This window comes from Pantoea sp. X-Soil-TKNS-1280 (assembly GCF_059730475.1).
In genome coordinates this window covers 411665-427775 of sequence record NZ_AP035964.1, presented here as the reverse complement: position 1 = coordinate 427775, position 16111 = coordinate 411665, and the positions used below count along the sequence as shown (strand labels likewise).

Annotated in this window: 12 protein-coding genes; 3 read left to right on the top strand and 9 right to left on the bottom strand. The window is 52.1% G+C overall.

The window, feature by feature from the left end:
• Positions 1-774 precede the first annotated feature (774 nt).
• The 3 genes from AC6I8X_RS25260 to AC6I8X_RS25250 form a co-directional block, all read right to left on the bottom strand.
• Positions 775-1092, bottom strand: a complete 318-nt coding sequence (locus AC6I8X_RS25260) for a hypothetical protein (RefSeq protein ID WP_313683725.1) — start codon at positions 1090-1092, stop codon at positions 775-777.
• Positions 1089-1715 carry a ParA family plasmid-partitioning AAA ATPase gene (locus AC6I8X_RS25255; protein ID WP_299454569.1) on the bottom strand — a complete coding sequence of 209 codons (627 nt, stop codon included), beginning with the start codon at positions 1713-1715 and terminating at the stop codon, positions 1089-1091. Before AC6I8X_RS25255 ends, AC6I8X_RS25260 begins: the two co-directional genes overlap by 4 nt.
• Before the next feature lie 1426 nt (positions 1716-3141).
• Positions 3142-4389, bottom strand: coding sequence for a hypothetical protein (locus AC6I8X_RS25250; protein WP_497841551.1), 1248 nt, complete (start codon positions 4387-4389; stop codon positions 3142-3144).
• Positions 4390-4668: 279 nt separating this feature from the next.
• Between AC6I8X_RS25250 and AC6I8X_RS25245 the strand changes: the two genes are divergently transcribed.
• The 3 genes from AC6I8X_RS25245 (at position 4669) to AC6I8X_RS25235 (ending at position 8209) form a co-directional block, all read left to right on the top strand.
• Positions 4669-6978 (top strand): molybdopterin-dependent oxidoreductase, encoded by a 2310-nt coding sequence (locus AC6I8X_RS25245; RefSeq protein ID WP_497841550.1) that lies wholly within the window; start codon positions 4669-4671, stop codon positions 6976-6978.
• Between the two features lie 196 nt (positions 6979-7174).
• Entirely contained in the window at positions 7175-7414 is a 240-nt protein-coding gene (locus tag AC6I8X_RS25240) for a type II toxin-antitoxin system RelB/DinJ family antitoxin (protein WP_313686418.1), read from the top strand.
• Between the two features lie 156 nt (positions 7415-7570).
• On the top strand, positions 7571-8209 hold the full coding sequence (locus AC6I8X_RS25235) for an NAD(P)H-dependent oxidoreductase (RefSeq protein WP_313686420.1): 639 nt from the start codon (positions 7571-7573) through the stop codon (positions 8207-8209).
• Between the two features lie 75 nt (positions 8210-8284).
• Here the strand turns inward: AC6I8X_RS25235 and AC6I8X_RS25230 are convergent, their stop codons facing one another.
• The 6 genes from AC6I8X_RS25230 to AC6I8X_RS25205 form a co-directional block, all read right to left on the bottom strand.
• Entirely contained in the window at positions 8285-9292 is a 1008-nt protein-coding gene (locus tag AC6I8X_RS25230; protein ID WP_313686422.1) for a substrate-binding domain-containing protein, read from the bottom strand.
• A gap of 29 nt (positions 9293-9321) precedes the next feature.
• Complete coding sequence (locus AC6I8X_RS25225) at positions 9322-10731, bottom strand: sucrose-6-phosphate hydrolase (protein WP_497841549.1); 1410 nt, start codon at positions 10729-10731, stop codon at positions 9322-9324.
• Positions 10731-12101, bottom strand: a complete 1371-nt coding sequence (locus tag AC6I8X_RS25220; RefSeq protein ID WP_332667935.1) for a sucrose-specific PTS transporter subunit IIBC — start codon at positions 12099-12101, stop codon at positions 10731-10733. The genes AC6I8X_RS25225 and AC6I8X_RS25220 overlap by 1 nt, the downstream gene beginning before the upstream one ends.
• Positions 12102-12167: 66 nt before the next feature.
• The gene (locus AC6I8X_RS25215) at positions 12168-13691 is read right to left on the bottom strand and encodes a carbohydrate porin (RefSeq protein WP_497841548.1); all 1524 of its coding nucleotides are present in this window, start codon (positions 13689-13691) and stop codon (positions 12168-12170) included.
• Between the two features lie 168 nt (positions 13692-13859).
• Positions 13860-14786: a fructokinase gene (gene cscK, locus AC6I8X_RS25210; RefSeq protein ID WP_497841547.1), complete on the bottom strand. Its 927-nt coding sequence runs from the start codon at positions 14784-14786 to the stop codon at positions 13860-13862.
• Positions 14787-15095: 309 nt separating this feature from the next.
• The gene (locus AC6I8X_RS25205; protein ID WP_313686436.1) at positions 15096-16109 is read right to left on the bottom strand and encodes a HoxN/HupN/NixA family nickel/cobalt transporter; all 1014 of its coding nucleotides are present in this window, start codon (positions 16107-16109) and stop codon (positions 15096-15098) included.
• Between the last annotated feature and the right edge of the window lie 2 nt (positions 16110-16111).

Genomic DNA, 16111 nt, shown 5'->3' with positions numbered 1-16111 from the left:
TTTATGGTTCTCTCACTACAGTTTATATTTCACTTGCTATAGCTTATGCGGACACCCTCTCAGGCCAGTGCTGCCGCGGGCTGCGACGATCGGGGATCTCTTTGGGATCTCTATAGGATCTACACTGGATCTAATTAATTGGGATCTAACCAGTGGATAAGTGGATATCTTGCTAAGAAATGGGTGTTAAGCCAGCGGCTCAATCTTACTGTTTAGCTTAAAAGGCTTCGTTCGCTACTCACTAACCGAGTGTGATCTTAATTAGTGTCTGATATCGGTTTCTGACAGGCCTTCAGCATCAGACTCTGGCAATACGCGATCGACAATATCCAGTATTAAGTGCACTCAACATAAAACGAGAAGCTTTTACTTCAAGCTACATACCAACACTTCAGTAAATGATCTGCTCATCATGTCAAAAGGATCGTTGTATAAGCCCTTCTCCGTGTTTTTCATGATGGATAAGTACCAACCCTTACTGATCACCTGATAACGCATTCTGAGAGCATACAGAACGCTTTTAACCCTATCAGGCAGCATGACGAATATCAGGTATCGTTATTTCATTCTTAAATGAGGTATGAGGCAGACATCTCTACCTCCCGATCCTATGATCTTAACAAGTTAAGAAGATTTGTTCTGACCATATGCTAACGAACTGATCATCAGGCTGACGGGTAATAAGATATTGAGAGTAAAACAAATGGAGGGTGACGTTGTCACAAAGTAAGTTACTATCTTAACAAGATAGTAACTTACTTATTCGAGATTTCTTTACTGAAGCTTAGCTTTGCTGATTAACACTGAGATTTCTTCGTCTGATAAATGTTCAAGTCCGAGAATTGCGGCGCGAACAATGTCAGAACGATTTACTCGTGAACCACCAGCCAGGATTTCATTACGAATACGATTGTCGATATCTTTAAGGTTCTCATCGGTAAACGAGATACTGACTGGTTTAGCTTTAGCCTTCTTTACTGGCTCAGGATCGGGGGCTTTTGGTTGCGGAGCACCTGCTGTGGTTAATGCCGCAGTCCCGCCATTAATGAAGTCATTCTCTCTTTCTTTCGAAACGCCAGCTCTGTTTCTCATAAGATGACCTCCTGGATCAGCCTTTCAACTTCATCTTTAGCTTTACTGTTTTCTGTCTCATAAATGGTCATAGACTCTGCCCAGGCATCCCTGTGAGCTTTACGATCGCAGATACGAGTTTCAGCCAGTTTCATTTCAGGAAAATCTTCCAGAACCTTAGCGGCTTCATTGCCTTCATTAACGAACATATTGGTTGGGGTCATGTTCAGCACAAGATACCCCTTCACATCTTCGTTAAAGTCCTTCGCAGCTGTAAACACTGAGCAGGTATGAGGCACCACATCGAGATCCATTTGTGATGGACGCAGAGGTGAAATGAAGACATCTGCGGCCATCAGGCCACTACGCATTTCTGCACTGTCTCGACCAGCGCAGTCAGCAATGATGTAGTCGTAAGATTTCGCATGCTCTTTAAGCATAGCTTTGATATTGCCGGAGGCACCGGTTACGGGAATATGCGGGAGTGATTCCGGACGGTTATTGTACCAGGTTAATACGGATTTCTGGTCATCGGCATCCACGATGAGCACTCTGTAGCCACGGGAAAGCAATCCAGCAGCGAGAGACACAGCCAGGGTACTTTTGCCTACCCCACCCTTCTGACTACCCAGTACGATAATCATCGATGACCTCCATTAATAACGATAAATAGTGTAACGCTGAAATGTTGTAATCATCATATCTTAACAAGATCTGCTGATAACAACAAGACAAGATAGTATCTTGTTAAGTTGTTATTGCATCTTATTCTTAATATCTTGTTAAGATAGCCATCGTGAATTGCACTGAACCAGCACTCAAACATTCTCTTCCACCATCTCATAGCGACGCGGCAATCACGATAAATCAGTTATCTATTGCCTTAACAACTCAACGTTATTGCGGGGATTGTGAGGTTACGTGAGATCTATACGATGATATTAAGATATTTACTTAACAAGCTCGTAGTATCTGACACTTAGCTACATATCATCTTGTTAAGTTAACTTGTTAACATCTTAATTACTTCCTTTTGCTGTGATGGTTGATTATGCACCCAATAAGCAACGTTTACTCAGTACATCTCACAATATCCCAGAACGTGTTGAGGAACTAATGTTGACACATGCATACTTAGTCTGGCGCAGGTACTCTGATTAATCATACCTGCCGACCTGCCGACCTGCCGACCTGCCGACCTGCCGACCTGCAGGTATGCAGGTATGCAGGTATGCAGGTATGCAGGTATGCAGGTATGCAGGTATGCAGGCAGGCAGTGCGGGTAGTCGGCATTATGAGCACATGCCGGGGGTGCCCCAGTAAGAGATTTAGAACAAGGTTAAGATAAAATTAATATGATAATAAGTTGACGGGATAGTATTATAGTAATTTATTATCTTGTTAAGCCACTAAGCCACTAAGCCACTAAGCCACTAAGCCACTAAGCCACTAAGCCACTAAGCCACTAAGCCACTAAGCCACTAAGCCACTAAGCCACTAAGCCACTAAGCCACTAAGCCACTAAGCCACTAAGCCACTAAGCCACTAAGAAGTTATCAATATCTTAATCTATTGCTATCTTAACAAGATAACATGATAGCAATAGGTTAAAACCGATAGGCTTGTGTTGCTAACATAATTTCCTAACATCTTATTAAGATATCTATTGATGTTCTCACCCGGTGCAATGACAGGGTTAAGATATCAGATCGCGGTTATAATCGGCAGTGTGGCAAGATCGGCAGGGTTAGTAATATACGCAGTTGATAAGACAATACCGACTTAACAAGATCATAAAAAACGTTGTTGTCATCATAATATCTTGTTAAGAAGTTAACTTACCAATTCCTGGGCTGTCTTAATCAATACTAACAAGATATGATCTTATTAAAATTATCTGTTATTATGTAATTATCTTATTAAGATAATAATATAACATGATAATCTTTATTGGATGGTTTCGCTGAATCCGGAATGCCTTAATGCCAAAATCACCAGAGGGGAGCTCTCAGAACTATCTTTAAGGCGCTACCACAGCCAAAGCTTTGCAGAAAAATGCAGCAAAGCACATCACATTTTCTCTCCCTTTGCAGTGGGTGAAGCTTTATGTTCAGCACTGTAAATGAACATAGGATACCCCAGCGCCAGACTACCTGCGGCGGTCACACTTTGAACCAGGCTGTCACCCTGAATCGCAAAAGTATTGGCATAGGTGGAAGCAAATAAAGATGAACGGCTCGCAATAGGAATAGTGACCAGATCGCCAACACTTTGCCAGTTGATGTCATCTCCCGAACGCAAATGACAATGAATCTGTAGTGCCTCTGTATCTGTGAAGTAAGCATGTAACTGTCGGCAGGTAATATGCTCTACCGTTTCACCAAAGATATTCAGGCTGGTAGCAGAAACAACATTCGCCGTTATTGGTCCCAGTGCTGATAACGCATCGGCAACATAAGCCATCGACAGGCAGACCAGAGTTTGATTGACAGCGTAGGCACCCGCAGCACAAGCTATCGCAGGCAAAATGGGGGCAGGTGTTGCATTATCATGTAACGTCAAAAAATACTGGCAAAGGTCTCGGACAGGGACATAAACCCAGAAAGCAGAAATTAATGCTGGAGCAGCCGCAGCAAGACCACCAGAACAGGCCAGCCCGGCCATTGCCCCGGTCACCATGGCGATATTAGCCAGTCGAGCACAGCTACTCTGCACCGTTTGCCTTCCCTGATAAACATCTGTCGCCAGGCCTGCAAATTGCAATAAAACAGGAAGAAGGCCGGAGATGACACCCGCAGTGGTGACGGCTGCTGGCGCTATTGTCGATAAGTGTGACAGCACACCATGCCTGACAACTTCACGCGCAGCGGTGGACAAGCCTACGGATGCAAGGTTGCGTGAAAAAACAGCGCGAAAATTATCTAGGAACTGAGGAAAGTCAGCTTTCGACATTTCAGCAACAAATTCTGGCATCTCAATCGCGCTAAAATCCTTCGTGAAAAACGACTGTTCGGGAAGTTCAGCCATATCAATTGCAGTGAAATCCTTATCAAAAAACCGCCCGATATCGACTTCGCCAGGCGTGTCGCACATATTTAGCGTTGTTGAATGTGATTGATCGGTTATCGCAGAAAGCGAGATCGGGGCATGACGGGAATCGTTGCGATTAACAGCGGATGTGGAACAGGGTGTATCGACGACGTTCTTCGCATAAGAACACCCGTCAGAAAGTGTCTGTGCTCCCCATACATTAGCGGGTGCCGGGTGTTGAACCAGGGGCACAAAAGAGTGATGAGGGCAGGTGGCGATTGAAAACATGGGGCATCCATTTTTTTATTTGAGAAATGATTCGCTACTCCCAAAGTAGAAATGTTTTAACGGTTCTTCCCATATAAAAAACTTATCACCTAAAACGAGGTAGGCGCGCGGAACGTAATGTTCACAATGCAGCAAGTCAGTTGACGCCAAATCGTATGGATGTCTCATTGCGGGCGAGAGGGCAGGTTAGCGCTGTAGTACAGAGATTTTATCCCTGCACCTTTCCCTCTGTGCTACTGTGACGGGATACCCATAACGTAATTCACATCGCAAATCACCATGACCAAACATCACAACCTCGCCGTTATGCACTGGGGCACTTATCGCGTGTCTACTTCCGAAGGCTCCCTTACTGCCGTTGAACCAGTCGAATGGGACCGTAACCCTTCAGCGATCGGCCAGTCTCTGGTCGGTTCGGTGGATGGCCCCAGCCGTATCCGCCGCCCTGCAGTGCGTCTCGGTTATCTCCAGCATGGCCGCGATTCACGTCATGGTCGTGGTAAAGAACCCTTTGTTGAAGTGAGCTGGGAAACGGCCATCGCGCTGGTCGCCGATGAACTGACAAGGGTTAAGCAGACTCACGGCAACCAGGCCTTTTATGCCGGTTCTTATGGCTGGTCGAGTGCTGGTCGCTTCCATCACGCGCAAAGCCAGTTGCACCGTTTCTTTAACCAGCTGGGTGGCTACACGGACAGCACTAACACCTATAGCCTGGCGGCGGCCGAGCGGTTATTACCGCATATCATCGGAGAGCTGGATGTGTTGCAGAAGCAGCATACTCACTGGTCTTCGCTGGCCGAGCATTGCGAGCTGTTTGTCGCTTTTGGTGGCCTGCCTTTACGTAATTCGCAGGTTAATGGCGGCGCAGCAAACGATCACTCTCTCAAGCACTGGCTGGGGGAGATGCAGCGTAACGGTACCCATTTTATTAATGTGAGTCCGGTTAAAAACGATCTCTCCGGTGTTACTAACGCGGAATGGCTTTCACTGAAACCGGGCAGTGACACGGCGTTGTTGCTGGCGCTGAGTTTTGTGCTGATTGATGAATCACTCTACGACGCCCGTTTTGTTGCCAGTCACACCGTTGGATTTGCTGAGTATCGGGACTATCTGCTGGGCCACAAAGACGGCAAGGCAAAAACGCCGGAGTGGGCAGCCGCTATCACCGGGATAGAGGCGCAAGCCATTCGCGAGCTGGCGCGCAAGATGGTGGCAAAACGCACCATGATTAATATTGCCTGGTCACTGCAACGCGCGTTCCAGGGGGAGCAAACCTTCTGGGCAACTGTGGCGCTGGCGGCGATGATTGGCCAGATCGGCACTCCAGGCGGTGGCCTCGGTTTTGCCTATGCCAGCACCAACCTGGCGGGGTCGGTACGTCGTACTTTCTCCGGCCCGCGTTTCCCGGCAGGAACCAACGCGGTCAACGAAATCATCCCGGTGGCGCGTCTTTCGGACATGTTGCTGAATCCAGGTGGTCATTATCAGTTTGACGGCAGGGATTGCACCTATCCCGATATCCGTGTGGTTTACTGGGCGGGCGGTAACGCTTTCCACCATCATCAGGATCTGAATCGTCTGGTTGAGGCCTGGCGACAGCCGGATACCGTGGTGGTACACGAGCAATACTGGACTGCCCAGGCGAAATTCGCTGACATCGTTTTCCCGGTTACCACCTCGCTGGAACGCAACGATATTGGCAGCTCCAGTAATGATGGTTTTATCATTGCCATGCGCCAGCATATTGCCGCGCAGGGAGAGGCGCGGGATGATTACGCCATCTTCCACGCGCTGGCGGAAAAGATGGGTTTTGGCGAGAGTTTCAGCGAAGGGCGTGATGCCGATGCGTGGCTGCGCTTTATTTATGATGCTTCCAGACCGCGTGCGCTGGCAGATGGTATCGATTTACCTGCCTTCGACGATTTCTGGGGGCAGGGAATGCTGGAGTATGCACGTCCAGACGAACCGCAGATTTTCCTGAAAGCCTTCCGTGACAACCCGGAAGTGGCACCACTGCCGACCCCTTCCGGTAAAATCGAACTATTTTCTCAGACCGTGGCCGATTTCGGATATGAAGAGTGTCCGGGGCATCCGTTCTGGTATGAACCTGAAGCTGAGTCACAGCGTGACATCGCCTCCCAATGGCCGCTGCATCTGCTTTACAGCCAGCCGCGAACCCGCCTGCATAGCCAATATGACCACGGTAGCGTGAGTCGTAAAACCAAGATTCAGGGCAGGGAACCGCTGTGGATGCATCCTCTGGATGCCGCAACACGTAGCATCAGCGAAGGCAGCGTGGTGAAGGTGTTTAATCAGCGCGGTGCCATTCTGGCAGGTGTACATCTCAGTGAAGACATTCGTCCCGGTGTGGTGCAGATGTCAACGGGCGCCTGGTATGATCCGCAGGACCCGAGCCTCGCAGATTCACTTGATAAACACGGTAATCCGAACGTTCTGACGGAGGATCGTGGCAGTTCAAGATTGGGGCAGGGCTGTAGCGCGCAGAGCTGCTGGGTCGAGATCGTTGCCTGGAACGAACCGCTACCAGAAGTGACGGCCTTCAACCCGCCTGAGTTTGTGATGGTTTAAGGGGAATAGGATCATGTGGATTTCTGATTATCATATTAATTTGTTAAGTTAATAAGATAGCAGCTTTGTATAGTAAATGATGTGCCAAGGCACGTCTCAGGTCTTAAAAGCATGATCAGGCGAGGTTGTGACTGGCTACTAACCATGCAATAATTGTAATGACGTTTGTAAATACATTTATTGTGAGGAGTGCTGTATGGGTAGCATAAATCTTCGTATTGATGATGAGCTCAAGGCTCGTTCTTACGCAGCGCTGGAGAAAATGGGTGTCACTCCATCCGAAGCGCTGCGTATGACACTTGAATACATTGCGGAGAATCAAAGACTTCCATTCAAACAGACGCTGCTGAGTGACGAAGATTCTGAACTCATCGAAATTGTCCGTGAACGACTTCGCAATCCGCAGCCAGTACGAGTGGCGCTGGATGATCTTTAATGGCTTACCATCTGGAGTTTGACGAACCTGCCACCCCTTACCCCCGTAACAGCTCGTTCTGCTTCAGCGGCAATCCATAAGTGCTGATATCCTCTGAAACGCTTTGCAGGCCGCCCTGATGTGGCCTGCGTTCTCAAACACCATAAGGAAGATATCTTGACCACTCTTAATGACAAACTTGCCTGGCGTTACGCAACCAAGAAATTTGATGCCAGCAAAGTGGTGCCAGAAGACAAACTGGAACGCATCATTGAAGCCGTGCGCTTAACCGCGACCTCCAGCGGATTGCAGCCGTTTGAGTTGATGGTCATTACCAACGCAGAAATCCGTGAAAAAATTCGTGCCGTGGCGTGGAATCAGGCGCAGATTACCGATTGTTCGCACCTGATGGTGTTTGCTGCCTGGGATGATATCACCCCCGATCGCGTCAATATGATGTTCGATCTGACCAATGAAGTCAGGGGCTTCCGTAATGAGGGTTGGGAAAATTACCGTCAGATGCTGCTGGGCATTGTTGCTGAGCGTGGCACCGAAGGTAATTATCAATCGGCGGCGCGTCAGGCTTACATCGCGCTGGGTAGTGCGATGATTGCCGCCGCTTTTGAAGAAGTTGATGCGACACCGATGGAAGGTTTTGACCCGGCAGCAGTCGATGAAATCCTTGGTCTGAAAGAGAAAGGTCTGCGCAGTGTGATCATTCTGCCGCTGGGCTACCGTGCTGATGAAGGCGACTGGCTGGTGAACCTGAAGAAAGTTCGTCGTAGCCGTGAAAACTTCGTCACCGAAATTAAATAACCTGCCTTATTCCTTTCCGGCAGGAGTACAAAAAGGGGTTCCCGAATTGGGAGCCCCTTTTTTAAACACCAGGATCTACACGGAGCGTAAGCGCAGCGTAGCGGGCAGGATGATCTGATTTTCTGCCGGGTCCTGTCCCTGAATCATCTGCGTCAGCATGGAGAAACACTCCTGCGCCAGGCGTGGCACGTTCTGTTCTACGGTGTCGATAGGCACTGACAGCGAATCATAAAGATAGTGATCATCAAAACTGGCGATGCGGATATCGCTGGTCAGCAAATGGTGCTGACTCATATAACGCAGTACCCCTTCCAGCAGGCCACAGGCGGCGGTAAACAGCGCTTTAGGTGGACGTCCGAGTCTGGCACATAGTGCGGCAAACATCTCGTAGCCACTGCTGGGGTGATAGTTACCGTGAATAATCCACTCCGGCCGGGGTGTGACTCCGGCGCGCTCCAGCCCCTGCATAAAACCCGCCAGACGATCTTTGGTGGGTGACAGCCGCGGCTGGCCGCCGAGAAAGTAAACCTCATCAGGTCTGGCGCGTGCCAGTCGTTCCACTAAATCGGCTGTGGGGGTAATGGAGTCGGTGATCACCAGTGGCAGCTGAGTCTCGTTCATATGCCGGTCAAACAATACCACCGGCAGCTGTTCGCTGAGTTTTACGTAGTCACTGTCGCTCAACATGCTGGAGGCAACGATCAGACCATCCACCTGGCGCGCCACGAGGTTATTGACCACGACCATTTCCTGCCCGGCATTTTCATCGGTACAGGAGATCAGCAGTTGCAGGCCCGCTTCGCGACACAAATTTTCCAGCTCGTGAGAAAACACGGCGAAACCGTGGTTGGTGATTTCCGGCACCACCAGCCCCAGCGTATGGCTGCGGTCATCACGCAGCAGGCGGGCATGGATGCTCGGCTGATAATGATGTTGCTGCGCCAGCGTCAGCACACGCTCCCGCGTCTCCTTTGCCACGCGCAACTCTTTACCACGGCCGTTCAGCACCAGGCTGGCAGTGGCTTTTGACACCCCTGCCAGCGCGGCGATATCACTGATGGTAACGCGTTTTGTTTTTCTCACGACAATGCATCGGTTAATGAAACAATGACTTATTCTACCATGCAGTGACGTAACGACCAGTAGCGGGCTTGCAGATCTGCGCTGCCGCTCAGGATTAAACGTGCCGGATGGGCCGGGAAGTAACGGCTGCTCATCACGCCTTCACCATCGTTAATAAATATTTCCACGCTGGAGTGGTCACAAAGGATCTGCAAACGGCTGGCGGTTCCTTCCCAGTAACGATACAGCCACTCACCGGTCTCCAGACTGCGGCGGGCGAGGCGCAGTTCATCCTGACGCCACTCCAGAATTAGCGTGTCGGCAAAATTCAGCGTCACCTCACCCTGGCTTTCCAGCAACAGTTCCAGCCGTTGCGCCTCTAACGGCGGAGCGGTATCCGCGCTGCCGTGGTAACGCTGTTCTTCCCCACGCAGTGCCTGCAATTCTCTGATGGGTTGCTGATACAGCCTGCCATCCCGTGAGCTCAGCTCACGCAGGCAGGTCATCTGATGGATCCAGCCCTGGGCGACGGTGGGTTGGGCCATCTCTTCGCCGTCCGGCACACCCATCCAGCCTACCAGCAGACGGCGACCGTCGGCGGTGAGTGTGGTTTGCGGCGCATAAAACTCGAATCCGGCGTCCAGTTCCCGCAACGATCCGTGCCGGTAATGGACGTTGCCATAATCGAGTTGACCGCTGAGATATGCACTCGGATGGGTATTCAGATAACGTTTCTCTTCCCGCGTCACGCCCTGCGGGCAGCAGATAAGGTAAGTGTTGTCACCGAGGGAGAACATGTCCGGGCACTCCCACATATAACCTGCCTCTCCCAGACCACCGAGACCGCTGCCGGCAATCTCTCCGAGGTTATGCCAGCTGTGCAAATCCGCTGAACGCAGCAGCAGCACTTTGCCCTGCAATTGCGGGTCCTGAGCGCCCAGCACCATGTACCACTCGTCCCCGTGCCGCCACACTTTCGGGTCTCGTACATGCCCGGTATAACCCTCAGGCAGCGCAATCACCGGGCCGGTTTTATCGAAACCACCCGCGCTATTTTGCACCGCCAGACACTGCCAGGCGGTGCGCGAGCCGTCGTCATATTTGACGTTGCCGGTATAGACCAGCGTTAGCACGCCCTGGTTATCGACGGCGCTACCGGAGTAGCAGCCGCTGCGGTCATAGTCCTCATCAGGCATCAGCGCAATAGGTTCGTGTTGCCAGTGCAGCAGATCCGCCGAACTCCAGTGTCCCCAGCATTTATGCTTATGCTGGCAGCCAAGCGCATTCCACTGGTAGAACAAATGGTAGCGACCGGCAAAGTGGATAAAGCCGTTGGGATCGTTGAGCAGGCCGGTTACCGGAGCCAGGTGCCAGCCGGGATAGTGGCTGTCATTGAGCGCCCTGGGCTGGCCCTGCATCACCGCCTGTAAAATGGCGGGCAAAAGCGTTGAGGAAGCCATTATTCAGAGTCCGTTTTGTATTTAAGCAGGTAAGAGAGAACGAAGGCGGTGCTGAAGGCAATCACCATCCCAATCGCATAATTCAGCAGAGAGCTGGCCTGTACAATCGCCATACCCGGCAGGCCCGTCAGTCCGACTGCGGTCATATACACATGCACCGATACCACCCAGGCACCCCCGATGGCACCTCCGATCAGCGCTGCGATAAAGGGTTTCATAAAACGCAGGTTGATACCAAAAATAGCGGCCTCGGTAATGCCCAGCAGCGCTGAGAACGCCGAGGGCAGTGTGATAGCTTTAATCTTCGCATCTTTAGTTTTAAACCATACCGCCAGACAGGCTCCCCCCTGTGCCACGTTAGCCATCGCCCAGATCGGCAACAGGAAGTTGACTCCAATGGAAGGATTGCCCAGCAGACCGGCTTCGATGGCATGGAAGCTGTGATGCACGCCGGTGATGACAATCACCGAATACAACCCGCCAAACAACAGTCCCGCCAGCCAGCCCGCATGGGTGATCAGGGTGCTGAGCACGAAGGAGATGCCATCGCCCAGCATTCGGCCGGCCGGGCCGATGATCAGCAGCGCGACAAAGCCGGAGATAATCACCGTCAGGAAGGGTGTCAGAATCAGATCCAGCGCATCCGGGATTACCCGGCGCAGTTGTTTTTCCAGCATGCTCATAAACCACACCGCCAGTAGCACTGGAAACACCGTGCCCTGGTAGCCAATCATCGCGACTTCGATACCGAAGAAGTTCATGGTGTGGAAGCCTGCCGCCACACCCCAGGCGTTAGTCAGGGCCGGGTGGGTAAGGATGCCGCCAAGGGTAGCGCCGAGGAAGGGGTTACCGCCAAATTCGCGCGCTGCGGTAAAGCCAATCAGGATCGGCAAAATGATAAATGCGGCCGAGCTACACATATCGAGCATGATGTAGAGCGCATTATCAGGATTTACCCAGCCATAGGTTTTGACCATTCCCAGCAGCCCCATTAGCAGGCCGGAGGCGACGATGGCGGGAATGATCGGCACAAAAATATTCGACAGCAGACGGGCGATGCGCTGGAACGGATTCAGTTTACGCGCGGCAATATCAGCCGCTTCTGACTTGCTCGATTCGCTGATGCCCGCCTCGGCGATAAACGCCGCATAAACCTTGTTAACCACACCAGTACCGAAAATAACCTGCAACTGACCGGCATTGCGAAAGCAGCCTTTCACGCCATCGATTTTGCCAATGGCATCGGTATCTGCTTTAGCATCGTCCACCAGTACCAGACGCAGGCGCGTGGCGCAGTGCGCGGCGCTGGCAATATTGTCCCTGCCTCCCAGCAACGGCAGTAGCGACCGGGAAATTTTTGCAAAATCCATACTTACCTCTGTCTTCTCGTTATTGTGCTATCAGCCCGGCTGAAACGGCCCCGAAGGGCCGCGGAATCAGAACCAGGTTTCCATTTGTACACCGAAGTTCCATTCACCACCGGCCTTGAAGCCGTTGCTGCCGAAGGCATCATCGCTGGCATAGTTATCCAGGCGATGATCCCAGTCCATCCAGGTGGCGAAGAGGCGGATTTCCGGACGTTTCAGGAACTCGCCCACGTCACCGGCCTTCAGCGTTGGCGCGACGGTGAGTTTGTAGAAGCTGCCGCTTACTGCGTTACGGCTGTTGTAGCCTTTTGGACGCAGATCCATATATTGATAAGAACCTTCGTACTGCATCTCGAAATTCTGGGTAATCTCCTGAATCAGGCGCAGGTTAGCCGTTGCCCATTCATAGCTGTCACCTTTGACATACCGATCCTTGCTGCTTTGCGCCAGCAACGCCGGAGCAATATGCCAGCCCCCGCCCAGTGGCGTGATGCCATAACTTGCCAGCCGCCAGGTATTAGCTTCCGGCAGCAGGGCACCATCTGAGCCGATGGATTTCACCTCGGCCCCCAGACCGTGGCCGTAGAGCAGGGCGGTTTTCGCCGAACCTTCACGCAGACCATAGAAGCTGTCGTTATGCAGACCGAGTAAGGCGTGCATGCCGGTATTGGCCGCATCGCCTTTGACTTTGTTGCCATCAGTATCGACACGGTCATCGTTATCTCTGGCGCGCATGCCGCTCACCATCAGCTGTAACGGGCCATAGAAGTTATTCAGCGACAGGATGTAGTTCTGGGCGGTATTTTCGTTGTTTTCGATATCGCCAAAGGTGCGGCCATACAGCGAGAGGTTGCTGCGCGCGTCGTCACTCCATTTCATGTCATAGATACCTGCACCGGTCCCGGCGAGGAACACCACATCGGAGTCAATCCAGTGGATGTCGAAGTTATCGCGATCGAAGCGTTTCCCGGCCCAGACGGTGGAATCTTTGAATGCGCCGGTGAAGGTGGGCAGACGACCGATTTCAGTGAAGGCCTGGCGCAGGTTGAGATCGCTGCTGGAGGAGGTCCAGTCGTTGTAGGTGCGTTGTCCGTCGGCGAGCATCACCTTGAAACGGGTGGTTGCGCCGTTGGTCAGCGTCTGTTTGTGTTCAAGATTAAGTTCGACATAGGTATCCGGTTCGTTACCGAGGCGACCAATGTTGCCACCGGTCTCACCCGCTGGCGTGACCGTCGGGCCACCCTGGGTTTTAGATGCCGAGTTATTCATTAACAAGCCGGAGCGGGCATAGCCGTGGAACTCAAAACCTTCATCATCACTGCGGGTGGCTTTCTGTTCCAGACGGGCGGTGCGCTGCTCCACCTGGGTGGTCGTGGTTTGATTCTGTTGTTGTGCCGCGGCCAGCTGCTGTGCCTGTTTTTCGGCAGCGTCGGCGCGGTTTTCTGCGGCATTAGCGCGCTGTTCGGCGGCCTGCAAACGCTGTTCCAGCGCTGCCAGACGTGCCTCAATGCTGCTCATGCTGGGATCCGCTGCCCATGCGGACCCGGAACCTAACAACACACCAAGGGTTATAGCGAGAGTGCTTTTTTTCATTGTTTTGCGTCCCTGAGGAAAGGCTATCATCACAAAGTTATTTTTTTGCTAAACCGGTTTAGGCGTTGAATCATAATCACGGGTAATTTCTCCGCGCAATGAAATTTGCTAAACCGATTTAGTGATTGTGAGATAGCTCGCAAAACGCAGCGCTAACCGGGCCAGAAATTAGCTGAGTTGTTCCTCCAGCTGGTGGAGATAAGGCAGGGCGGTCATGGCACCTTTGGCGGTGGTCGCGAGTGCACCACAAATTTGCGCACTGGCAAGGCGTGCCGCCAGCTGGGGTTCGTTTTCCGGCAGGCCATGCTGCGCCAGTCCCCACAATAATCCCGCGACAAAGGCATCGCCCGCACCCGTGGTATCCACGCTGATCACGGGTAAGGTCGGATAATGGAAGGTCTGACCGTTGTGGCAGGCTTTAACTCCCGCTTTACCCTGTGTGACCAGCAGCAGTTTTATACCGAATTGCTCGGCCAGTTGCCGCATACTGGCATCGATATCTGCTGAACCCGTGGCAAATGCCAGCTCCTCTTCGGAGAGTTTCACCACATCTGCCAGCTGCAACGCCTGGTTCAGACAGTGGAGCAGGTTGGCGGCATCCGGCCATAAATCGTGACGAATATTCGGGTCGAAGCTGACAAAACCACCTGCCGCCTGAACGCATTGCATCGCGGTGAATGTGGTGGTGCGTGAAGGCTCCGCCGCCAGCGCGATGGAGCAGCAGTGCAGCCATTCTCCGGCCTGAAAGTCGGGTAAATCAGCGGGCTCAATAAACAGATCGGCGCTCGGGCGCACCATAAAGGTAAACGAACGTTCGCCGTCATCATCCAGTGCGACCACCACCGTCGAGGTGCGATGGGCGGGATCGGCGGTCATAAAGTGAGTATTCACCTGCTCGTCGGCCAGCGTTCGGCACATAAAGTGGCCAAAAGGGTCATCGCCGACGCGACCAATAAATCCGCTGTTCCCCTGTAGCCGGGCAATCCCTACCGCAACATTGGCTGGCGCGCCACCAGGGCACTGCATCAGGCGTCCCGGCCCTTCCGGTAACAGATCTACAACGGCGTCTCCCAGACACCAGATTCGTGCTGCCATGTCATCATCTCCAAAAGTAATTTTGTAGAAAATTAACTAAACCGGTTTAGCAAGGCAATCGAAATTTGTCTGATCGCGATCTGGTGATGGGGGTATTCTGTGAAAAGAGTAAAAGCGGGGGAGTTGACTGGGTACTTTGCTCCATGACGGCATCGCTAAAAATACGAAGCGGTCAGTAAATGACCGCCTCTTTCCCGGCCCCGGTGGGGCGCAGCCTGACAGAATTTATCCACAGGGTTTCGGGCGGGATATGCACCCTGAATGTGGACAAGATACGCGAGTGCCGCTAACGCATTGAGCGGCAGAAAATTACAAAAAATCATACCCTTTCCAGCGGTAGTTCAGCATTGAAATTACCCAGCTGATGATAAACAACCCCACCACCACAAAACCCGCGTTGCCAAGGTTTTCGTTAAGCGCGCTGACCCAGCGCCACATGCCGCCCTGTAATCCGAACTTATCCGCCAGCAGGCCCAGCGCTTCAAGTCCGCCAATAAATAACGCGGCAATCACTGAGGTACCGGTAATGGTCATGTTGTAGTAAAGCTTGCGCTGGGGTTTATTGAATGCCCAGCCGTAAGCGCTGACCATCAGGATATTATCGAGGGTATCTACCAGCATCATGCCGCTGGCAAATAGCACCGGAAAAACCATAATCGACCAGATTGAGATACCAGAAGAGGCGCTGGCGACGGAGATACCCAACACGCCAATCTCGGTGGCAGTATCAAAACCCAGACCGAATAAAAAGCCCACCAGGTACATATGCCAGCTTTTATCCACCATCTTAAAGGTGGAAGTAAATAACCAGCTCATGATGCCGCCACCGGTCATGTCGAGAGTATCGGCGGTGAGCGTTTCTCCTCGTTTCCACTGGCGGAAATTGCGCCATACACTTTTCAGAATCACCAGATTCACCAGCGCCATGGCCAGCAGAAAACAGGCAGACACGGCGGTGCCGATCACCCCTCCAACATCATGGAACCAGCTCATACGATGCTGGAAGGCAGTGGCTGTCGCGGCAATCGCCAGCGACGCGAGGATAACGATGCTGGAATGGCCGAGAGAGAACCAGGCACCAATACCAATTGAGCGTTTACCCTGTTGCAGCATTTTGCGGGTGACGTTATCAATAGCGGCGATATGGTCCGCATCGACAGCGTGGCGCAGGCCATAGCACCATGCCAGCAGGCTGGCGGCCACCAGCGCCGGGCTGTGACGGAAAATCACCAGCGCCCATGCCCAGGCGGCGAAATTGGCGGTCACCAGCAGCGCCAGCAAGACGCCAGCGCGTGAGGTCGTAGCGGATTTACGTAAATGCATCA